Annotated in this window: 18 protein-coding genes; 6 read left to right on the forward strand and 12 right to left on the reverse strand. The window is 51.8% G+C overall.

The window, feature by feature from the left end; translation table 11 throughout:
- A partial coding sequence (locus JNJ77_05870; protein ID MBL8822096.1) for a mu-protocadherin- cell-suface protein occupies positions 1-586 on the forward strand: 586 nt, incomplete at its 5' end.
- A gap of 521 nt (positions 587-1,107) precedes the next feature.
- On the forward strand, positions 1,108-1,899 hold the full coding sequence (locus JNJ77_05875) for a hypothetical protein (GenBank protein MBL8822097.1): 792 nt from the start codon (positions 1,108-1,110) through the stop codon (positions 1,897-1,899).
- A 348-nt stretch (positions 1,900-2,247) separates the two neighbouring features.
- Here JNJ77_05875 and JNJ77_05880 read toward each other — a convergent pair whose 3' ends face one another.
- From JNJ77_05880 to JNJ77_05905, 6 genes are all read right to left on the reverse strand, one after another.
- Entirely contained in the window at positions 2,248-3,411 is a 1,164-nt protein-coding gene (locus tag JNJ77_05880) for a hypothetical protein (protein MBL8822098.1), read from the reverse strand.
- 85 nt (positions 3,412-3,496) lie between these two features.
- A complete protein-coding gene (locus JNJ77_05885; GenBank protein ID MBL8822099.1) occupies positions 3,497-5,038 on the reverse strand; it encodes an altronate dehydratase in 1,542 nt (513 codons plus the stop codon).
- A gap of 75 nt (positions 5,039-5,113) precedes the next feature.
- Positions 5,114-6,022: a site-specific tyrosine recombinase XerD gene (gene xerD, locus JNJ77_05890; protein ID MBL8822100.1), complete on the reverse strand. Its 909-nt coding sequence runs from the start codon at positions 6,020-6,022 to the stop codon at positions 5,114-5,116.
- 169 nt (positions 6,023-6,191) lie between these two features.
- Complete coding sequence (locus JNJ77_05895) at positions 6,192-8,675, reverse strand: hypothetical protein (protein ID MBL8822101.1); 2,484 nt, start codon at positions 8,673-8,675, stop codon at positions 6,192-6,194.
- Between the two features lie 274 nt (positions 8,676-8,949).
- Positions 8,950-10,005 carry a retroviral-like aspartic protease family protein gene (locus tag JNJ77_05900; GenBank protein ID MBL8822102.1) on the reverse strand — a complete coding sequence of 352 codons (1,056 nt, stop codon included), beginning with the start codon at positions 10,003-10,005 and terminating at the stop codon, positions 8,950-8,952.
- A gap of 166 nt (positions 10,006-10,171) precedes the next feature.
- Positions 10,172-11,017: a PEP-CTERM sorting domain-containing protein gene (locus tag JNJ77_05905; protein MBL8822103.1), complete on the reverse strand. Its 846-nt coding sequence runs from the start codon at positions 11,015-11,017 to the stop codon at positions 10,172-10,174.
- A gap of 260 nt (positions 11,018-11,277) precedes the next feature.
- Here JNJ77_05905 and JNJ77_05910 point away from each other — a divergent pair, with 260 nt between their 5' ends.
- Positions 11,278-12,165, forward strand: a complete 888-nt coding sequence (locus JNJ77_05910) for an alpha/beta hydrolase (protein MBL8822104.1) — start codon at positions 11,278-11,280, stop codon at positions 12,163-12,165.
- A gap of 76 nt (positions 12,166-12,241) precedes the next feature.
- Here the strand turns inward: JNJ77_05910 and JNJ77_05915 are convergent, their stop codons facing one another.
- The 4 genes from JNJ77_05915 to JNJ77_05930 all read right to left on the reverse strand — a co-directional run bounded on the left by JNJ77_05915 (position 12,242) and on the right by JNJ77_05930 (position 16,051).
- On the reverse strand, positions 12,242-12,631 hold the full coding sequence (locus JNJ77_05915; protein MBL8822105.1) for a DUF4280 domain-containing protein: 390 nt from the start codon (positions 12,629-12,631) through the stop codon (positions 12,242-12,244).
- A gap of 328 nt (positions 12,632-12,959) precedes the next feature.
- Positions 12,960-13,784, reverse strand: a complete 825-nt coding sequence (locus JNJ77_05920) for a hypothetical protein (GenBank protein MBL8822106.1) — start codon at positions 13,782-13,784, stop codon at positions 12,960-12,962.
- Positions 13,785-13,856: 72 nt separating this feature from the next.
- Positions 13,857-14,921 carry a hypothetical protein gene (locus JNJ77_05925; GenBank protein MBL8822107.1) on the reverse strand — a complete coding sequence of 355 codons (1,065 nt, stop codon included), beginning with the start codon at positions 14,919-14,921 and terminating at the stop codon, positions 13,857-13,859.
- A 203-nt stretch (positions 14,922-15,124) separates the two neighbouring features.
- Positions 15,125-16,051 carry a hypothetical protein gene (locus tag JNJ77_05930; GenBank protein MBL8822108.1) on the reverse strand — a complete coding sequence of 309 codons (927 nt, stop codon included), beginning with the start codon at positions 16,049-16,051 and terminating at the stop codon, positions 15,125-15,127.
- A gap of 235 nt (positions 16,052-16,286) precedes the next feature.
- On the opposite strand from JNJ77_05930, the gene JNJ77_05935 reads away from it, so the two are divergent.
- From JNJ77_05935 to JNJ77_05945, 3 genes are all read left to right on the forward strand, one after another.
- The gene (locus tag JNJ77_05935; protein ID MBL8822109.1) at positions 16,287-16,664 is read left to right on the forward strand and encodes a hypothetical protein; all 378 of its coding nucleotides are present in this window, start codon (positions 16,287-16,289) and stop codon (positions 16,662-16,664) included.
- Between the two features lie 113 nt (positions 16,665-16,777).
- A complete protein-coding gene (locus JNJ77_05940) occupies positions 16,778-17,554 on the forward strand; it encodes a hypothetical protein (GenBank protein MBL8822110.1) in 777 nt (258 codons plus the stop codon).
- Between the two features lie 137 nt (positions 17,555-17,691).
- Positions 17,692-18,987 (forward strand): WD40 repeat domain-containing protein, encoded by a 1,296-nt coding sequence (locus JNJ77_05945; GenBank protein MBL8822111.1) that lies wholly within the window; start codon positions 17,692-17,694, stop codon positions 18,985-18,987.
- Between the two features lie 95 nt (positions 18,988-19,082).
- Here JNJ77_05945 and JNJ77_05950 read toward each other — a convergent pair whose 3' ends face one another.
- Together JNJ77_05950 and JNJ77_05955 are read right to left on the reverse strand one after the other, a co-directional pair.
- Complete coding sequence (locus JNJ77_05950; protein MBL8822112.1) at positions 19,083-21,686, reverse strand: serine/threonine protein kinase; 2,604 nt, start codon at positions 21,684-21,686, stop codon at positions 19,083-19,085.
- Between the two features lie 106 nt (positions 21,687-21,792).
- Complete coding sequence (locus JNJ77_05955; GenBank protein MBL8822113.1) at positions 21,793-22,329, reverse strand: TIGR00730 family Rossman fold protein; 537 nt, start codon at positions 22,327-22,329, stop codon at positions 21,793-21,795.
- Positions 22,330-22,555: the final 226 nt, after the last annotated feature.

Consider the following 22,555-nt stretch of genomic DNA (forward strand, 5'->3'; position numbering starts at 1 on the left):
CTGGGCCGGGCTGACCACCTGGTTCAGTTGGAATGCCGCCAGCAATGCTGCCTGGCAACAGCCCATCTACTACGACTATGGCACCGGTGGCAATGTCTACATCAGCAATAACTATGCGATGGTAGGCGGCCAGCAGGTGGCCACGCGGGATGAGTTTGCCGAGAGCGCTGCGGTACTGGCCACCGTGCCACCACCCGCGAATGAAGAGCAAGCCGCTGCGGTCGAGTGGATGCCGCTCGGTACCTTTGCACTTTCCACCAGTGAAAAGGACACGGAACCCACCCGTGTGCTGCAACTGGCGGTCACCAAGGACGGCATCATTGGTGGCACCTGGTACAACTACCAGACGGAGCAATCCGTTTCCATTCAAGGCAAGGTAGACAAGGACACGCAGCGCGTCGCCTTCCGTATCGGCGAGAACGACAACCTCATCGCTGAGACCGGCATGTACAACCTGACCAAGGATGAAGTTCCCCTGATGGTGCACTTCGGCACCCAGAAAACGGAACAGTTCATGATGGTACGCTTGAAGTACAACGAAGAAGATGACAAGGAAGCGCAGAAGGAAGAGATCAAACTGCCATAGTTGTTCTCACACGGTAAACACTTAACCGGTGGTTGTGATGACCACCGGTTTTTTACGTTCAAGACAATCTAATAATTCACCGGCTCATAATTCCAATGGCGAGCTCGCGCAAGATAATTGACTCAGTACACGATTGGGAAACGAATTGAGACCATAGTGACAAAACGCTTTCCATTCTGCATAACGCAAACTATAGAATTGCTCAGAGATTTACGCTGGTCATGAACCTGGGTGTCAATGATTGCCACAACCCGGCTGATGTACTTGAGTTTAATTTAGTTACTGCTGCCATTCATCAGCTCAGTCTCGTATGATAACCCCACTGCGGCCCCGTGGCCGCTGGAGCAGTCAGGCCGCGTGTCTCCACCGCGGCGGTAGGCCGGCTTCACTTCGTTCTGCCTCAGACCCGGCACCTCGAACATTTTCCTTCGCAATCGTTGCGACACGGGCGGATTCCGCCGCCGAGCCGCACAGTCGGCGGCAAGTGAACTTAGTCGCTCTGCGAAGAAGGGCATAGTGCCATGGCAAAGCTCGAAGGGACAACTCCGAAGCTAGCGCCGGACGAGCCTCGGGTGCCGATGCCGGCGAAGGCGAAGCCCGGCCGCCTGTTCTATTCCGGGGCCGCCGCGTTGATCCTGGTTCTGATGCTCCTGGGCTTTCAGCAATATTACCTATACGGGAAGGGGTACCCCGGTCGCGACATCGCTCCGCCAATCCAGACGCTGGTCTTTATGCATGCCATCGTGATGACCACGTGGGTCGTGCTGTTCCTCGTTCAGCCCCTGTTGATCGCCAACGGTAGCCGCCGCGTTCACATGGCAGTCGGACGCTTCGGCGCTGTCCTCGCCGTCTGCGTGGTCGTTTTGGGGTCATGGGTGGCGATTCGAGGGGCGTCCCTGGTGCCGCCGGAGGAACGCATCTGGGGCCTGGCACCCAAGCCGTTCAATCTGTTCGCGGTTGTTCAGATCGTGAGCTTCGGCCTTTTCGTGGGCGCCGGTGTCTATTACCGCCGCCGACCAGACATACACCGGCCGATGATGCTCATGGCCACGCTGACGGTAATCAGCGCCGCGGTTGCTCGAATCGGTACCCTCAATGCCTTGTACGAAGGCACCGTGTTGGAAACGATTTTCGGCCCGGATATGTGGACGCTCGTCCTGGCAACGTTGCTTCTGGTCGTGAAATGGTTCATCATGCGGTCGTTTGACCGATGGTTCGCGATCGGATACGGCTGCCTGGTCGCGTCTCACTTATTGGTCTGGTGGGTCGCGAACACTGACGCCTGGGAACGGCTTGCGAACCAGCTTCTCTAGACAGTGCGGCCTCAAGGCGGGCAGTATTCTCGGGCGCCATAGTCTGCCGGTATGTCCGGCTGACTATGCTGAGGTGGAGTTACGCTTCTCTGAAGATGACTTTCCCTTGATGAACAAAAAGAATGGCATCTTATCACTGAGGGGCATGGTTAGGGCGAATACGCCCAAACCATGGCACCCGAGCACCATCAACGCCTGGGTGCCATGCCCACCTCGGGTGGGCATGTCGTAACTGAGAGTTCTTCTCTTGCATTCTCCATTATGGTTAGCTATTTCGCATGAGTGAGATAGGGAGTCAAACTACACTTACCATGCCCATCTTGAAGATGGGCATGGCACCCGTGCGAGCTATACTTTTTTGCGACTTCCTTTTGGTACAATTCGCACAGCCTCAATTGAGGTTTTTCTTGTACTCCCAATTATTTTTAGACTAGGGCATATTCGATTTACGTCTTCCCATTCGACTATACCCCTGGCTTGTAGTAGTAACTTTGTCTTTGATTCTGTCCAACTTCTTTTTCGATTCAAATCCATCGAAACATCTGCAGAATACCACTCCTCGGAACTATGCCCGGGGATTTGAATGATTGCTGCAAGCGCGTTGCCAAAAAACGAAAACAGAATTGTCCACGATTTGTCACTGTACACGACCCTTGCTGCATGTCCTTTATTCGGATGTTTAATCTCTTCAGCAAAATGTGGAGGGACGAACCCAAACGGCGGCACTACAGGATACTTCCTTCTGCGAACTCCAGTTATGTAATCAATTGCAGGATAAGTAAAACGATTAATTAGTGTTTTAGTACAAAGGTGACTGAGTAAGTTGAAGCCAATTTTCCCCAACGCTCGCACCAGTATGTCAGGATACCAAGAACGAACAATTAAAGGCGATTTTGAGCCAGGAATCGTTACGCTTGTGTTGAACGTGTGATCACTTGGCATTTTCTCAAGAGCATAAAGCAGCCTGAATTTATCTTCTTCAGAGACATAGCTTAGGATCATTTTTGACGATCGCTTCAACTCGCGCAGAATACACGGAAGGTAAAGACGAGGTGGATATTCGCAAGATTCGTGAAAGTCATACTGTGAATGCTGTTCATCAATTATGCTTATGGCTCCGCATGCTCGATGTTTAAGAACTCGCTTTGTGTGCTCTACCACCTTGCGATTGAACTCTTGTGCTCCATACTCCCTCATCTCTCTCTCGGTGCCGTAAATAGACAGTTTTCCATTTTCCAACATTATCTGCGGCCAGACTCGCATTGCCTCAAAACCACTTTCGTTGATGACCGGCTGAGCGCTGATTAGTGTCTTTCCATCATGTTCGTTGATCTCCCATGTGTCCGGTAAGCCTGTCTTTAGTTCCCGAAATGCAATGATTGATAGTGGAGAATGTGTAATCAATTGTGTGTCTAGCCCTGATAGAACGCCATTGTTACATTCTCTGCAAACTTTATTTTTCAAAACCCTTCTTCCACCAAGTTTTTCAGGAAATATATGTTCATCGCTCATTTGTATTCCATTTCGACCACAATAAATGCAGCCACTAAACACAGTCATTTACAAAACCCCCAGTTCTTTACCACTAATCAACACACTACAACGTCGGCCCAATGCTCCACGGTGCAAACTCCTCTTCGCCCACGCCGCTGAGTTCGCTTTTGGTCTTCTTCCCGTTCGCAACTGCGAGTATCTCTTCAAAAATCTGCCTGCCAATCTCTTCCACGGGCACACCCTGCAGGATCACCCCGGCATCAATATCCATGTCATCCCGCATGTGTTCAAAGAGGGGGGTATTGGTTGCAACCTTGATCGACGGAGCAGGCTTGCATCCATACACCGAACCTCGGCCTGTGGTAAACACGAGCACATTCGCTCCACCCGCAACAATGCCGGTCATGCTCACCGGATCGTAGCCGGGCGTGTCCATGAAGACCAGCCCCTTTCTGGTTACCATCTCTGCATAGTGCACCACATCCATCAGTGCAGTGCTGCCTCCCTTGGCGATGGCCCCCAGTGATTTTTCATAGATCGTAGTCAACCCGCCATCCTTGTTGCCAGGCGATGGGTTATTGTTCATGGTGACACCAAACTGCCCGGTGTAGCGTTCCCACCAGTGAATACGTTCGATGAGCTTCTCGCCCACTTCCCGATTGATGGCTCGCCGGGTCAGCAGATGTTCTGCCCCGTAAATCTCAGGCGTTTCAGCCAAAATGCTGGCACCACCCTGTTCAATCAGCAGGTCGCTGGCGATGCCCAGAGCCGGGTTGGCGGTGATGCCACTGTTGCCATCGGAACCGCCGCAGTTGGTGCCGAGGATTAACTTGTCTGCAGTCAGCGTAGTTCGCCTGATGTCGTTGATGCTTGGCAGCATGCGGGCAACTGCTTCCACTCCAGCTTCCACCGTTTTGCCGATGCCTCCGCAATCCTGAATGCTGAGCACGACGGGTTGTCGTCTGGAGCCATCGAGCTGAATCAAGTGTTCCTGTTCAATCAGGTGAACCGCCTGCCCGGTCTCACATCCCAGACCAATGAGAAGGTAGGCAGCAATATTCGGATGCCTGGCGAACCCGGCCAGCGTGCGGTCAAGCTGTGCATGATCTTCACCGCCATACTGCATGGCACAACCAGCCTTGTGCGTGATGGCTACCACGCCATCCACCTGCGGGAACTGTTGCAGCAGATTGGTCTGATGAATCCGTTGCGAAATGTATTTACTCACGCTGGCAGAACAGTTGACCGTGCTGATGATCGCGAGATAATTTCGTGTGCCAAAGCGGCCATCGCCCCGGTCGTAGCCTTGAAAAGTTCGCTGCACCTGGGGCAGGGGCTTGGGTGGTGGGCATGTCGAGCAGTAAGCGTAATCGCGTTCAAACAATTCAGCCTGCAGGTTGTGCGAATGCACGTGACAGCCAGGCTCGATATTCTCGCTCGCAAACCCAATCACCTGGCCATATTTGATAACCGGCTCACCAGAACCAATCTGCTGCAATGCAACCTTATGCCCCATCCGAATTGGCTGCTGAATATCGACAGCAAAACCATCTCCCTGCAATCGTCCAGGCTCGAGTTGTTGAACCGCCACCGCAACATTATCATTGGCAGACAGTTTCAACAGAGATCGCAAAGGTACGGGCATAATCTGCACACAGCAAGAAAATCAACCCTCGCAGGGTAACATGCCAGCGGGACGGGAGCCAGTGGTTTATTCTTCTCACCCCCGCGGGTGAAACTTCTTGTGAATCGCCTGCAGCCTTGCCCTGTCAACATGCGTGTAATGTTGCGTCGTTGCAATGTTGGCGTGGCCCAGCAGTTCCTGCACAACACGCAGGTCAGCGCCGCCTTCGAGCAAATGCGTCGCAAAGCTGTGCCGCAAGGTATGAGGCGAGACCTTGCCGGTGATGCCTACCCGCCGGGCATACTTGCGGATGATTCGCCAAAGCTCTACTCGTGTTAATGGCTTACCATGCCGACTGACAAAGACGTGAGCTGTTGCAGGTCGGCGTGCCACCAGTTCAGGCCGCTGATCTTTCAGATAAGTCGTGAGTGCGGTGATCGCTGGCTTGCCCAGCGGTACCATGCGCTGCTTGCTGCCCTTGCCCAGACATCGGCAGAAACCCTGCGACAGAAACAGATCGTTCAGCTTCAGCCCAGCCAGTTCCGTAGCCCGGGCGCCGCTCGCGTAAAACGATTCGAGAATAGCCCGGTCGCGCAGGTAAAACGTGTCATCCGCCATCGGTGCAGTCAGCAACTTGTTCACCGTCTGGGAACCGAGTACGCTGGGCAACCGTTCCCATAACGTCGGGCTGCTGAGCAGATCGACTGCTGAATTGCTCGTGCGACCTTCCAGCTTCAGGAACCGGTAGAACATCTTGAGTGCCACCAAGTGCCTAGCCACGCTGGGCGGCGACAACTGATAAACTTCCCGCAGATGTCCCACGTACTGACTGAACTGCGTCAGTCCCAACGATTCATGATCCTTCTGTTTGCTGCCTGCAAACCACTCGGTGAAGTGTTCCAGATCCCGGCTGTAAGCCAGCAGCGTATTGTGTGCCAACCCCCGCTCAGCCTTGAGATATTGCCGAAACGCTGTGATATCCTGTTGCAAGTCTTTCAGCGACATGAAGTCCACTCAAAACAGAAGAAGGCCTATCGGTATCGTCGGATGCTGCAGACGGGGACTTGAATGCGTTGCAGGCATTTTGTCGAAAAGGTTCCCCGGTCACGATCCATCTGTGGCTAACTTAAGATTCATGCAGTATGTAATGTGATTTGAACTTCAACGACTTGTCTTATTTCGCTGCCTGTTGCTCGTATGGCTCGATACGCAGCACTTCTTTTTCCTGGATGGTTTTAAAGCCATCCTGGTAGAGAACGCCGTATCGTCTGTTGCCTTGCTGCTCTTCAGCCTGGATGATGATGCCTCGGCGATTCACATAGTTGTTGTTGACATCCTGTTTGAGCACCATCCAGGCGGGCAGTGGCATGTCAATGCACTTGGATTCTCCATCGAGCGAGAAGGCTGCACGCAAGGCATCGACATCGGCTTTCGTTGCCGGGCGTTTCAGCGGTTCGAGCACTGGTAACACCAGGCGGTCGTGCACATTAAGCTGTTTCATTTCATGTGGGGTCATCGAACGGAATTTCTGAGCTGTGATCCATTGGTAATTACGGTCAAAACGCTGCTGGTGATTGAGGAAGAGCGGATGGTAATGCACCAGGCCGAAGACTACTTCTCTCATCTTCATCATCTGTTCATCGCAGCGGCGGGATTCTGCAGACTCCCGGCGAAGCTCAGCCTTCTGCAGTTCGCCGTAAAGCGAGCCTGCCCCGCGCCCATTGCTGGACAACTCCAGTATACTATTCTTCTCAACACGGTAGGTAATGCCCGAAGGCGAGGTATCATCCAGCGCACTTCGCAGAAAACTCAGGCAATTAGGATGTCCATAGAAATCACTGTTCCGGCCACGATGTTCATAAGTAAACCGCGAAGCGAAATAAGGATATAGTGGATGAGTCGGGCTGGTGAATGACATCAGCGCCTTTTCAGTCTCAGGCAGCCGGGCGGCGATCAGGGTCTGCATCAGCATACTGGACTCCAGGTTGGCGATGTTCCACGATTCGCCAATGGTACGTTGATCAACCGGGGCGAATGCCTGTTCAGGCTGTTTGCCTTCAGCGATTTCCAAGGCAAGCTTTGCCAGTGGTTTGGATTCGCCGAACCGATGCAGCGTCATGGCCAGCTTCAGACGCAGCCTCCAGTGGGTAGTATTGCTGATTCGCTGCTGCAATTCGGGAATGACCTGCCGATCTCCCAGATGGATTAGGGCTACGAGGAAGCAGCTTTCATAACTATGCAGCAGCCTGGCATTCATGTTGATGTCGTAAGGCTGGTTGCTGCCGGGCTTCAACTGCAGATCGTGATCCAGGCTGCGGAGGATGGCCTGGGCCACCGTCGGATTCTGGAAGCTTGCCAGCTCTTCACGCAGTTGTGCCGGTGGTTCAGGCCAGTAGGTGTAGTTCGAATTGGCATCAGGCAATTGAACGTAGCGTTCGTGTTGAGTGGACAATAGCGACCGCAAGGCATCAGCCCGCGAATGGTGATTCATTTTCAAATCGCAGAGTGTTTCATAGAAACGCGTTTGCTGTGGCCTGCCTTTGCTGGCTTCCCAGTATTTGCGTGCCTCTTCACCCAGCATGCGAATATGCTCGATTCTGGTACGCGGTTCCCAGGGTTTGTTCGACTGCGGAATGGATTTCAAAATCTGTCTTACAGCTTGGTAAGCCAATTCGCTCACATAAAAACGATCCCGGTTCGGAATGTGCCTGATTCCACCTTCCTGACTACCGCGAGCCAGCCGTGTGTCTTTCTCGATGCATTCAAAGAGTGCTGGCAGTGCACTTTCACCAAGTTTCACCATTTCTTTCTCGGATATACCACGGCCAGCAAATGGTGATGTATGATCCTCCAGATGCTTAATCAGGAACCGACACTTTTCCTGCAGAGGCCAAGTCTTGTAGGTATCAGGCAGAGCGGTGAGGGCAGGTTTGCCCAGAGTGCCTTCCCGCTCGCGACGAGCAATATCGGCCAGCACTTCCTCGCCTTGTGAAAATCGAGTAACCACATCACCTCGGTAGTATTTTTGAATAATGTGGAATCGTTCCAGTACCTCATCATCTTTCCACTGCTCCAAGGCATTCTTCATGCCAACGAAGGCCCACCAGCAAAGGTCATTGTGCATGGTGTCGCGAATGTCTTTCGGTGGAAACCGTTCGGAAGGGTTGTGGTACTGGCTTCGCCGCTCAAACTCTTTTTGCACGGAAGCGAGAATCTCAGCAGCCTGTTTATCTTTTCCCTGTCGATAGACCCAGGCGGCGAGAGCCAGGTCAGGCGGGCTTGGGGGATAACCGAAGCGTCGCAAGCGCCAGTTGTCTTTCTCCTCTGCCGTCGGATGGAATCGTAGCCTGATGGTTTCTTCCAGTTTGGCTGGCACCACGGTGACATCTTTCGGGAAGGTGACTCTGGCGCCTACGCCATCCATGTTGAAGAACTCGTTGCCTTTCTTCCAGACCTGCGTCTGAATTTTATGCACGCCCGTCACATGTTTCTGCGGCGTCAACTCCTGAATCACCACAACCCATTCAGCACCATATGGATCGAACAATCCTTCTTTGAACAACTGTTCTAAGAAGTCCTTGTCTTTCTGAGTAAGCTCAGCAATAGGTTTGGTATCCTGGGGCAAACTCAGCAGAACTATTACGATAATAAGAAGCACGACGATGCACCTGAGAGTTGGATACATCATAACAGGCGGGTGATGTGCCACAAGCCGACAGCGAATGAATTGCGATTCAGTCCTGTTGAGTGTCATTGACCCTGGCAGTCCGTGGAACCAGCCAGGGTTGGGTCGCACGGCGGGCTGCCAGTTGCAGGGAGAATCTCGTTGTCGCTCGGTCAGGATTCCGTGTTGGCTCTTTCTGTTGCAGCGGCCGCTTGTTACCGTGTCATCTCGACGGAGCGAGATGACTACCAACCATGCTGATTGAACATTACTTACTCTTACTGTTACTCGCTTCAATCTTCGACAGCCGAAGCTTCTTGCTGTCCGTATCCACTTCATATTTGAAATGATTCAGAAACGAGCCGCCCAGCAGTGATGGCGAATCGGGCAAGTCGTCGGGCATGACGATGCATTCGACATTCTTCACTTCAAACTTGCCTACGCGCACCGAATCGAGCTTGAGCATCCGAGCCTTGACGGTACGGCCATTGGCAATGGTCACCTTGACTTCCATATCCTTGTCGCTGGGCTTCAGGCCAACCTTGAGTGCCGTTTCATGTGAGAGGCTGATGGAGGATGCACCCGTGTCGAAGATCATCTTGATCGGCGCTTTGCCATTGAGCATGACATCGATGCGATGCGTTCCCCGCTGAGTCTCCAGCGGAATGTCTTCCATCAGCACCAGCGCTTCGTAGCGGGCGAACTCTTTCTGGTTCTGCAGATGCGTTCTGCTTGGCCCCAGGGCAATCTTTTTCTTTTCCTGCTTGCTGAGTTCGTCCAGCAGCTTGCGAACCGAGTCATCGTCCACGGCGATGGCATATTTCGTCTTGATCTTTTCCAGGTTTGTTTTCAGATCAACCACCGCTTTCATGAATTGATTGCGGGGCGTGGAATAAGCGTTCTTGGCTTTAGTCAGTTCCTCTGCCTTGTTGTCGATATCAATGCGGTGGGAGATATCATCGCCCAGGCTGTTGTACTGTGCCACCAGGCCGTTATGCACCTGCGTGGGCAAATTAGTGTTGGCCAGTTGCCTGCCGACCTGGCTGCGCTGCTGCATGAGAAGCTTGATCTGATCGCGATTCTGCTGGGTCAGTTGCTCCACACGTGTCAGCCTCTTGCGGGCTTCCATCAGCGAGTTGTACTGGTTTTTCAGATTGCGAAAGTCTTTGTCGAAGTCCGATTCTTCCTGCAGAATCAGCGTTTCACCTGAGAGCTTGAAGCCTTGCTGCTTGAGCACATCTGTCATGTCCGATTTGCTGTTGCCTTGTGCCAACAGTGCGACTGGCAGGATCAGGTAAAGCATCAACGAACCATAGTTCTTCATGGCGGCCTACTTTCCATTTTTATTGCACTTATGAGCGTAACACAACAGCAGGGGAGGTCAAGAAGCTGGTGGAATGGAAACTCTTTACTATTACGCATCACCAGTAAAAACAACACAAGCCCATGCTGTTCAGGCATGGGCTTGAGGAAAGTGTGTGATAGAAGAGTTATCTTTTCAATTTGCCTTCCAAGGCCAGTTCTCGTTTCAATCTGCGGCGATAGGCAAACCCGGTGGCGCCGACCACTGTCAGGCCGAGCAAGGCCCAAGTGCCTGGCTCAGGAATGGCAGCACTGGTGCCGATCAATTGAAAGGGCATACCTTTGGCGTTCAGCGATGTGCCATCAACCATGGCCACCCAAGATGTTCCGTTGAACTGCAAGGCATCGCCGGTGACTGCAGCGGTAGAAAGTGCCATGGGTGGAGAAAAAACCGCTCCCGTGCTGGAGGTCAGGGCATAATCAATCCAGTAGGTGCCGGGGCCAAGAATCACCGGACCCGTCAAGGTGGAGGTGGAAATCTGAATCCGGCGATTGCTGTCAGTGGGTGTAGCGGAGCTGGCGCGGTAGATCGAAGTTGCGCCATCCAACGCGAAGCCGGCTGAGGTCTGAACATTGGTGGTCGTATCACCCGCGAACACGGTTCCTCCCGTAGAAGGGTTGCCGTTGAAAAAGCGTATGGTGGCGCCGATGAGCGTGGGAGTGGTAGCACCTGTCGTGTAATCGAAGAAATTGGCACCGGTAATGGTCCAGGTAAAGCCAGCCGGCACGGTGAAATCATCCGCTATTCGAAATGCAGTGGATGTGTTAGCGGTAAAACCAAAGGTTCCCTCGGTACCCGAAATCAGTACGCTCAAATGATTACCCCCAAAGCCTGCATTAGGATTGGAAACCAGCCCATAGGTGCCAGCTCCAGGCAGTGTGGAAGCGTTATCAAAAAGGATCTGGCTAAACGCCTTGGGTGCAAAAACCAGTGCAAGGGCGATTGCCGCCACTTGCGGAATACGTTTCATCATGATGCAACTCCAGTTGTTTCAATCAATGGTGTGAGAAGTCAGGCAAGACAGAATGACTTTTATGAATTTTCTGTAATGACATTTTTTGTGAAATTATCGGGAAGTTAGACGGACCAGTCGGAATTTCCGGGGTTGGCAACTCGGTACTTCAGCAGATTTGAGCCAGTTTGAACTACCCCTTCACACCAATTTTCCTTGAAAATCAACGAATGACCAAGGAACAATACGTAAACTGTAATCACTTTTCGGAAACCCAGACTATGTTGATTCGACTGCTGATCTCTTGTTGCCTGGCAGGGTGCCTAATTCCCTCTATCTCCTTCGCGGCGGATGAAACCTTCAATTCCAAAGGCGTAAAGATTCGCTACGTCACCGATGGCAAGGGTGTGCCTGTGGTACTCATTCATGGCTGGATGTCTGATTCAAGCATGTGGGGTGCCGACCTGACAGGCAACACCAAACTGAAATCCATGGATGGATTCATGGCTATCGCCCTGGATTGCCGTGGGCATGGCAAAAGTGATAAGCCTCATGATGTAGCTCAATATGGCACCGAGATGGCGGATGATATCGTGCGATTGCTCGATCATCTGAAGATCGAGAAAGCACACCTGGTAGGCTACTCCAGCGGCGCGTTCATTGCAGGCAACGTGGCAGCCCGCCATCCACAGCGGGTACTCAGCGTGATCTATGGCGGGCAGGCGCCAGTTATCGCAGGCCAAGTGAAACCCACCGATTTTTCGGAATGTGAACTCTTTGCCAAGACGGTCGAAGAAGGCAAAAGCCTGGGATCCTACCTGCTGGCCATCATGCCTGCCGGTGAGAGAAAGATGACCGAAACGCAGGCTGATTCACTGGCCAGGATGCTGTACGGTAGAAAAGATGTGAAGGCCTTTGCTGCAGCAGGGCTCACCTTCAAAGACCTGGCGGTTGATATCGAAGAGCTCAAGAAATGCCAGGCTCCCACGCTCTTCATTCATGGCAGCAAGGAATCAGCCCATGTGAAGAACCGTGTAGCCATGGTGCATGAACTGCTGGGGCGGGGCGACGTTCGCATGGTGGAGGGCGGCAATCACATGACGACCCTGATGAATCCCCAATTCGGGAACCTGGTGAAGGAGTTTCTACGCGATGGGAAAGTGAAGTAGGCCAAAGCGATCAACTTCTTTCCAAACCTGATCGGGTATCACTGCTCTGCGCGTGCCAGTAAAGTATCGAGCAACATCAGGGAATGTCTTCTGTCATCTGCCCCGGCTGGGTGATCGAGATCACTCCGGCCCAGTTGCACATGCATTTGCTTGTATCATTAAGTGCAGGGAAATTGCCGATCTTGTGGGTTAACGAGCCAGGTGTCCATGGTGAAGCTGTCGCCGGTATGCATGGCATGGGCGTCAGTACTCCCAGGGCGGCTGCCGTTGCGGAGGCCACTACCGGGTTGGCTATCGATGTACACATCGCGAACGTCGGGATGTTGACGACTGGCGCATGATCCATAATCGTTGCAGCCAGCATCCCGCCCGACATTTCCTGAATCTGTGAAGTGACAATCAGTGAGCACGGTGCGGTCCCGAACGAACATGTCATCATCGCACCCATTACCACTTGCTTCGGCATCGCGTTGCTCCTGATGAATTTCTGGCAGGTTCATTTCGGTAGATAAGTATCATCGTAACCATTAGCCGGGCTTCTATCAAATATTATTCTCGTCGCATGGTCTGCAAGAAGGTTAGGATCAAACCGGGTATGTCGGATTCGCCAAAGTCGGGTCGCTGATGTGGTACGTCACCACGGTGAAGCTTGAACTGGAAGTGCGAGGTGAATTACGACGAGTGAAGGGTGTTACACCGCAGAGATTGATCCGGGTTTAGAGAACCGCATGTTGCGGCAGGGTCAAGCATGAACGCATACTTGACCTTGCCACTGTAATTCAGAAAGACCTGAACTATTTTCGATATCGCTTCATGACATCAGTCCAATTTGCACCGGGCCCAAAATCACCTTTCTGATGATGGAATGTTTCTGTCCGTAAAGTACCTGCTGCCAGTTCCCGCTGCTCACCTGCGAGTTGCAGAATGCAGGCATCCGATAGAGTTGATTGTTTTGTTCTAGTTGTGGTTTCCCTGGTAGAGGAAGTCTGTGATGCCATGTAGCGTTTTACTCTGAAAGAGAATTGATTACGCATACCCAGCAGTTTTGAATCCTGTGCGGTCAGTTCCGACCAGTCAACTGGCGTAAGCTGGTCAGCGTTGCTTCGGGCAGCGGCACTCAGCATCGAGCGAGCCAGGTTGAGTCGCCGGATGTAAGAAAGCATTTCAGTGCCAGGAATCTTCATGGCGACTGCAGCAACATTGGGATCGTTAGCTAATGCCCAGAAATGCGTCTGCGCGCCATCCATCAGAAGTTCGCGGTAGGCAGGCATTTCCCAAAGCGTTGGCTCAACCACTTCGAATGGATTGGAAATGGTAGAGAATGTTCCAAGGATGCCTCCCGCTTCCAGACGAGCCAGGGCAACCACCCACATGAGTCCCTGTTTTTTTGCAGCAGATTCGCGGCTAGTGGCATTGGCCATCACAGGCTGCTGGCGGAACCGGTCGGATAGCTGTGAATAGACCGTGAATTCAGGTCGGTTGGAAACATATCGGTCTGCGGCATCGAGTTCCTCCCGATTGGCTGTCCTCAGGAACTCATCGAAGTTGCGAAGTGCGGAAAAATATTCGAGTGTGCCGACAATGCGGTTTACCAGAAAAACATCTTCCGAACGCAGCATGGCAGTGCGTTCAATCGTTTTGGAGGTGGTGTAAACGTCAAATCCAACTGATCTGACAACTTGATTACGATGTCAGTAAAAGTGCGAAAGGGTGCTTACCGTGGTCGAAATCGGAATAAATTCATGCGTTTCACGGCGTCCTGTTTCCCTTCGAGCGACATTGATCTGATTAGTTTCAAACTGCCAGAGGTAATGATGCCGACGATCCACGTAGGGAATCGAGTTCATGCCGTTTGGCGGCGTAGGTGTAGGCATGACGAGTGGCATGATAAGGCCGAACATGGCCTGAGGCGATTGAGTTGCTGAGGGATCTTTCAGCAAGCCGGCGTTGGAAGTGCCGATGCCATAGCGTCCCCGCACCCACCAGTGCAACCCGGTGAAGAGCGCTCGTGACTTTTTCAGGAGTTCCGGCCCAGCCTGGGTGCGGGCGTGTTGAATAGTCTCTTTGACTTTCTGAGTCTCTTCAGCAGCCAAGGTAGTATCCTTGCTCAACAGTACAGGCAGCACATCGCCATCCATATCAAGAGCCAACGCAGCAAGCAGACGTTCTGAAACGTCATTGCCATCGGTCAGAACTTTATCAGCCAGGTTCACTCGTGCAATACGCAGGTCACGGTCGCGCAGTGCAAACTTGTCGAACACTTCCTGAATGCTTGCCTTGAGAGCCGCCCAGTCGGTCTGCAGAACGCTCAGGTCAATCTTGTTGTTCGGTTTGGGTTTATACTTTCGAGCAATGTTCAGCAGTTGCTGGGTGTAACCGAACAATCGACTTGCGCCGTTTATCTGATTGCTGTAAACATGCATCGACCAGAAGACCTTATCGAAATCTTCCAGCGTGACGGGTTCCTTGCTGCTCAAAGCTGTATGGTTATTACCATCAGCCAGCGTCTTCTCGATGCGTGATTTGAGTGTAGTCAGCAGAATGATTGCTTCCGGGGGCTGAATGCGTGGAGCCGCCCCAGCCAGACCCTGCTCGATGAGTCTCAAGCGCGCATCGGTAATCAGGTCTGCCGGCGTGGGAGGAACGAACGGCGTGTTCTGGGATGAATCGTTGGGTGGTGGTTCGTTTGCCAGGCATGCGTGGAGAAAAACAACCCCAGCCGCCAGAGATAACATCAGACCTGCGAAGTGCCTCATGGGACAATTCCTGAATCTGAAGGAAAAATGAATTGGAACTATCGTAGCCTGTGAACAGGTAGGCTGTCAATCAGGGGTACGAAGATTCTTGATGGTGGTCCTCTCTCGCCGAGAGAGGACCAGATCGCGCGGAACAGCATTATTGTCCGTTTTATCATTGCACAATCCATCATCTCTCGGAGAGAGATGACTACATACCCGAACTAACCCGCCAGATGCAGTACGCAGATTTGTTCCCGGCTGATGCTGACCACTGCGGGAGACATGCCGACACTTTCACCATCCGCCTGCATGGGATAATCACCATCCGTGTTTTGCAGTTCAAACTGTTTTGCCTGAAATAATTGGGTTCCTTGCAGGTTCACGTTTCTACCGAGTGCGATCTTCATCAGCCACCTGATGACGTTCAGGCGATCATGCCCTGGAAAAAATCGGGCATGCAATTGATCATGGCGGCTGTCCGCTTCGGGCACCAGGCCGAGCTTGCCTGCATACTCCTTGTTGTTAGCGATGATGAGATAACCCTTCTGTGCTTCAAGCACTGGTACGCCATCCGCTCGCAGCGTGATCTGCGGACTACGATGATGGAAGAGGCAAGAGAGGCCAGGCAGGATGTAACCCACATGCTTGATAGGTCCCCGGCGATAACTGTCGATATACCGGATGACTTCTGAATCGTAGCCAAGACTCAACATCGTAAAGAACGGGCGCCCGTTCACCAGGCCAAAGTGATGTCGGCTGAGTTGAGGTTTCCGCAGTGCCGCAAGTACACAGTCAGCTCGCGAACGCATTCGGAAAACCCGGGCAAACAGTGATTCATTTCCGCTGGGAAGCATGGACACCGGCGTACCGGCACGTGCCAAGGGCTGCAGCAATCCCATCATGGTACCATCACCACCCGCCACCATGACGAAATCAAACTGCTTCAGAAAAGTATCGATCTCATCAGCTTCATACTCCCGGCTCGATGCACGCAGAACGACCTCGATGCCATGTGCTTTCAATTGGTCGCTGACAGTTTTTGCTGTGCGTTTTGCCTTCCCCGACCCCGATTGTGGATTGTAAATGATGGCTGCCAACCTGCGCTGCAGGACAGGATGCGAGGCAGATGAGAGTGGATCATGCGTCATTGATTATCCTGGCTGTGCAATGTCCCCTCTCCCCATTGGGGAGAGGGTGAGGGGTTCTAATTCATGGCGTATGACCATCGTGATTGGATCATGACAGACCGATGGGCTTCGCCATGACAGTACCCCTCACCCCCGGCCCCTCTCCCCGTTGGGGAGAGGAGAGCAAGCAAAAATTTCCTTAGTTTGAGTAATAACCGTCTGTACTCTGACAGTGTATGGCTTGAGGCTATAAAACTTGTTCAAAAATCTTCTCTGGATCGACTGTATCGCTGGCGGCCTGGTGGGTTCCCTCACGCTGATCTTCTCAATCTGGCTGAGTCAGCTTTACGGTTTGCCTCGTGAACTGCTCATAGTCTTTGGTTTAGCCAATCTACTTTACGGCTGTTACTCCTTTTGGCTGGCGATGCGCCAACGTCGGCCAATGAATTTGATCATCTTGCTCGTCATCGCCAATGCAGTTTGGGCCGTGATCTGTTTCATCCTGGCTGTCAACTACGCAACGACAGCCACGGTTTTCGGGCAAATTCAACTCGTTGGCGAAGGAATTTTCGTTGGCGGATTGGCATGGCTCGAATGGAAACAGCGGACTATGTTGCTTCAGGTACATGGATGATCGTTTGATTCAAATACCTGAACCATCCAGTCGGCAATTGCATTATGGTTTATTTGCATTTACAGTAGATGAGCGAGAGCCTTGTTACCATCCTGAATCACACGAGAAACCTGATGAATTTTGGCTTATTGTGGTTGATCCTGTTCTTTTCCAGTCTGACAGCCAGAGCAGCATCCGAGGAAGTTCCTTTTGAAAAAGTGCCTCGCACCATCAAGAAAGAACCGGCGTATCAGGATAAGCCCCGTTACGCTCTGATCGCGTTAGGCGAGTCGTTGCAACATCGCCACTGGCTGGTGCTTGACGGCAAGACACTCTACTTTGATCGCAATGGCAATGGGGACCTGACTGAACAGGGAGAACGCATAGAACCAACAACCGATTGGTCGGATACTACACTAATTCATTTTCAACTGGGTGAACTCAAGCAGGATGATCGTACCCATATCAAACTGGGGGCTATAGTACGCAATGTCAGTGAAGTGCGTCAGCGTCCCGAAGCTCCGCCTGCTGAATCACTGGATAATAATGCACTCACATTGGAGATGTGGGGGGAGTTTGCCATCCCCGGCTTTCGTGGACGCTGTGATCATGGCCGCGTGCCCCGGCATGCAGGGCCGTTTGACCAGAATGGCTACCTTCTGTGGAAAAATACTCCTGTTGAAGCCAGCATCATTCACTTTGGTGAATTCTGGAGTGTGCAGTTGCAGGATCACCAACCGCTTCTCATCGGCGTGGAAAATCACATTGGTATCAACGTGGGCAGTCGTGGTTTTGGCACGGGAACATTCGCCAAGCTGGGCTACGAGAAAGTTGTGCCTGAAGGCATCCATCCCAGATTGAAGCTTCGAATCAATGAACGCACGGCTCTGGAATACAGGAGCACGCTCTAGAGTTGCAGGAACGATGTTGAACGTATCAGTTTTATGGCCCGGTGCGGGTCCCTGTCACAGCAAACTCTGGTCAGGCACTGGTGGAAGTTCAATTCCCATGGCCGACACTGCGTCATCAGAACTGTCTGAGCCAGGTGATGTTGCGGGCACTACCGACCGTTCCCACACGGGAACTGGTTTCCAGTCAACATCTTCGCAGCCTGCCACATCCAGACAAAGCCAGCAGTTTTTCTTCCATCATCTTCAGCAGCGATGGCAAGCGATTATTGGCTGGCGGATATCCAGAAGGTACCGTAGTTCAATACGATCTTGCCAGTGGTTCGCGGCTGCTGGAAATTGCCACTGGCAAAACGTGGCGAGGCAATTCACGCTATGTCAATCTGATGCCTGATACCAAAAGCTTCTTTGTCATCCATGAACGATTCGCCAGGATTGAACGATTCCAGAAAGAGGAGAAACAGTTCACTCGCTATGTTGGAGCCACAGGCATCAAGAGATGGAGCCTGGAAACCGGTGAATTGCTGTGGAAAGATACTCGTCCCGACCAAGGTCGGCTGATTTCGCTGAAACTCTCCCCTGATGGCCAGAAAATGGTGGTGATGGAAGAACCTCCCGGAGAATATCCGCGTGGCGAACATGGAATGCTGCGCAGCTGGCAAGGTGATACTTCTACGGGAAAGCTGCAGCCACTTCCTGAACAAATCAGTGGCTTGGGCGTGTTCTCATCAGACAGCCAGGCGTTTCTGACGAACACATTCGATAAACTCGGCTACAGCACCGGCATCCGCTGGCTGCATGGCATAACGTTCGACACGCTGGGAAGTTGGGATATCAAGGAACCCTTGAGCTATGCCGAGATGGGCTGGCCCTTGCCCGATCAGCAATTGCTCTATGTGCACACTATCTATCCTCGCTTGAACCAGGCTAACGCTGTCAGCAGACGGCTGATGTTATTGAGGTATGGCAAGCAAGGCGCTGTGCCGGAAGTGATGTTTGAAAATTTCAAGGACTGTTCCAGTCTTTTGCTGCATCATGATCGACAGTCGCTGTTTTACGTGAAAAAAGATAGCACTGACTTTACGCTCAAGCAATGGCGATGGGCGGATCGTCGGGAAGTTCTCTCCGTGGCGCTGCCTACCGAACCAGGCCGAGCTTACAATGATGTCATTGCTATTTCACCCGATGGGAAGTTGCTGGCACTAGCGCATTTTGCTCAAACGCCTAAGGAACTGGAAAACCTTGACGATCTTCGACCCGAAATGCTCAATCAACCACGAATCATTCTGGTCGATGTACAAAATGGTAAAGTAGCGGGCACTCTCGTCTCACCGCCTGCCTTCATCGGCGGTCTGGCTTTTAGCCCGGATGGCAAACAACTCATCTCCAGTGGCAGTGGCTGCCTGCATCTGTGGGATGTCAGTGAGTGGAAGTAAATGCAGCTGAAGTACCCAGATCGGCACCGAAATATGCGTCGTCAACAAGAAGCAGATGAAAGTGCACAAGCTGATTTGCTATATCCAGTAGTACACTATCGTTGCAGGAGTTTTTCACATTCTCTTATTTTGGAAGCATGACGCTTAGTATCCATCCGATAAATAGCCATCGCTTCCTCGAGTTTCTTATTCATGGCATCAGGCTTCTGGTATTGTTTTAAAAACTGTGCATGCAATAACAGTGCATTGGCAGTTCGAAAATGCTCGGCTGACCAGCGTTTTCTCTGCGCCAATTCATATTCTTCAAAAGCAGAAGCCACCCTGCCAAGAGGTTGTTGACTCGCGTTCAACATCTCGGCGTAATCTTGTAGCACCACACCAGCGTTGTAGTTTTCAAATCCGACGGTAAGTCGCATAATACGCAGACTGTCTTCGTAAGCCTGTTGCGCCTGCGTATAGTTTTTCTTGCCTGAATATGCTTTGGCCATCTGAAAAAGGAGTATGGCTTCGTAAGCATGGTCTGGACCAAACTCCGATTGCAATAAAGATCGACAGGTCTGAAATTGTTTCAAAGCAAGATCATGCTGGGAAGCTACAAGAAAAGTTGCACCACTCTTGAACGCACTGGTTGCTTCCACCAATTTTGGATAACCGGCTTTAACAGCGAGCCTGTTCAGGCTGGGGACACAGAGTTTCAATGCTTCCAGAATTTTTCCCTGATTCGTCAACGCGCTACCCAGCGCCAGAGTGGCGCGATGTTTCAAGTAAGAATCCTTTTGTCCTTTTTGATCCTGTCCGTCGATAATCTCCCGCAGGCGTCGCTCTGCTTCAGGATAATCTTCGGCATCAATGGCAACGTAACTTCGATACAGTTGAACATTCTGAAGTATTACATCTTCTTCTGAGAAACTTTTCTTCAGGATTTCGTAAGCCTGGGTCAGTTCCACCTCAGCAGCGCGTGTTTTTCCCTGTTCTGTATGCACCAGGCCCAGCAGCATCAGACAAGTGCCCAGATCAGCATGATCATTCGGGAGAATCTTCTTCTTCAATTCAAGCGATTGCAGCAAGAGAGATTCCGCTTTCGGAAACATCGAAATAGTACGGTAACCGTTACCGATCATTTGCAGAACTGCAGCATAGATAAACAGATCCTGGGATAATTCCCGTTGAGCTTTGGCTTCCGAAGCTCGTAAAGAATCAAGCAACTTCCGATTCTGACCAAAACTGCTGGGGTTAATAAACAAAGGATCATCATCATTGCTGCCCATGATGGATTCGGCCATCATCCTGGCGACCATCGCTTGCTTAACTTTGTTCTCGCTATCACGCGCTGCCGCTTCAGAACGTTGCGCCTTTTCCTGCGCAATCTCTTCTTCGAGGGCATGCGCTTGTGCCTGTCGCATGAATACCAGTGAGCTGATGAGGCCGGCAATGAGAGCCAGGACTACCAGCGCACCAGCAAGCACCTGTTGCCGGTTGCGGAGTATGAATTTCGAAAGGCGGTAGGAAAGTGTTGGCGGCCCTGCCTGAACAACTTCGTTATTCAGAAACCGTTGGATATCATCTGCAAAAGCAGTTGCAGTGTCGTAGCGACGGTCTCGTTCCTTGGCCAAGGCTTTCATGACGATCCAGTCGAGATCGCCCGCAATCATCTTGGTGAGCCGCTTGGGTTCCAGCCTGCGTTGAGCAGAAATGCTGGGCAATTTTTCGCCACTTTGAGAGAGCTTGGTGCTTGGCTTGTCTGGAACCTTTTCGCGAATCAGCCTCAACATCTCGGTAAAGCCTGCACTCCGCAACACTTTGCCATCGATGGGACGAGAGTCCGTCAGCAATTCGTAGAGGATACACCCCAGCGAGTAGATATCCGTTCGGGTATCAATATCGAGATTCGTCAACTCGGCCTGTTCGGGACTCATGTATTCGAGTGTGCCAATGATAACCCCTACTTCGGTGAAGATAGTACGCTGTGTGAGGTTATGATGCAGCGCCTTGGCGACACCAAAATCAATGACTTTCACGAGGGGCTTGCCATCATACAAGGCGACCAGCACATTGCTGGGTTTCAAATCCCGATGAATAATTCCCTTCTGATGTGCATGCTGGATTGCCGAGCAGACGGTACTGAAGAGTTTCAGTCTTTCTTCGATATTCAGTTTGGCTTGATTGCAAAAATCGTTGATCGGTATGCCTTTGACCAGTTCCATCACAAAAAAGGGACGCCCATCTGAAATGGTCCCGGCATCGTAAACCTTGGCAATATTTGGATGGTCCATCATCGCCAGGGCCTGACGCTCGATTTCGAATCGTGCCAGCACTCCTTTGGAATCCATGCCCGGTTTGATGAGCTTGATGGCAACCCTGCGTCGAACCGGTTCGGTTTGCTCTGCAAGCCAGACAGCTCCCATGCCACCTTCACCAAGCACGTGAAGCAGCCGATATTGGCTCCCCGTAGTTGACTTCACCTCCTGTACTTGTTTCTTCCCAGCGTCTTGGTTTGAGCTTAAGCCGAGTTCATCTGTCAAAACGGGTTCAGCCGGATTTTTGTTTTGAAGATCCAATTGCTGGAGTCGAGCTTTGATTTTCTCAACAAGATTCTGACAATCGCGTGTATGACAAAATTCTTCTACTGTAACTTGTGGATCAGCAGATTGTTGTTGGCGATACTGTTGAATCAGATTTTCGACGTTGGAATCCGACATTGTTTCCACTCGAAAGATATTTCTCCCAATTGAATCAATTCTTGTCCATAATGCAAAGAAAAATGAAACGATTGAAGCAATTTCCACTTAATGGTAGATACGAAAGCTAAACGACGTGCATCAATTTCAACAACTCCCCCATCTCCTTCGCTGTCACGAACAGCCTCCCCTGTTTTTCCGGAATGAACCCTGCCGCGACGGCTTTTACCAGCCAGGTGATGAGTTCATCGTAAAACCCAAAGGCGTTCAACAAACCGATGGGTTTATCGTGCAGTTTGAGTTGCTTCCAGGTAATGATCTCAAAGAGTTCATCCATGGTGCCATAGCCGCCGGGGAGGGCGATGAAGGCATCAGCGAGTTCTGCCATGCGGGCCTTGCGTTCGTGCATGGTGCTGACAATTTCAAGCCGGGTGATGCCATGATGAGCCAGTTCCGCTTCGACCATGGAGCCTGGAATCACGCCGACAATGTCGCCTTGCAGTTCGAGAGCAGCATCCGCAATCACACCCATCAGGCCGATGTTGCCTCCACCATAAACAATGGAGTGCCCCTGCTTGACGATGAGCCTGGCCGCCTGGGCAGCACAGTTGGCGTAGCAGGTTTCCAGCCCGGTTCGGGCTCCGCAAAAGAGTGCAATCCGCATCCTTCCCCCGTTCCTTTGTATTGCTATGCTACGAGTAACTCAAACTGAGCAAATTATCTTGCTCCCCTCTCCCCCTTGGGGAGAGGGGCTGGGGGTGAGGGGTATATTATGTGGCGAAGCCCATCATCTTCCTCTCAATTGAATAGAACACGAAGGGCTTACGCCATGTGTAAAACCCCTCACCCTAGCCCTCTCCCCGAGAGGGAGAGGGAATTCCACTTAGTAT

This window comes from Planctomycetia bacterium, assembly GCA_016795155.1.
Taxonomy (GTDB): domain Bacteria; phylum Planctomycetota; class Planctomycetia; order Gemmatales; family HRBIN36; genus JAEUIE01.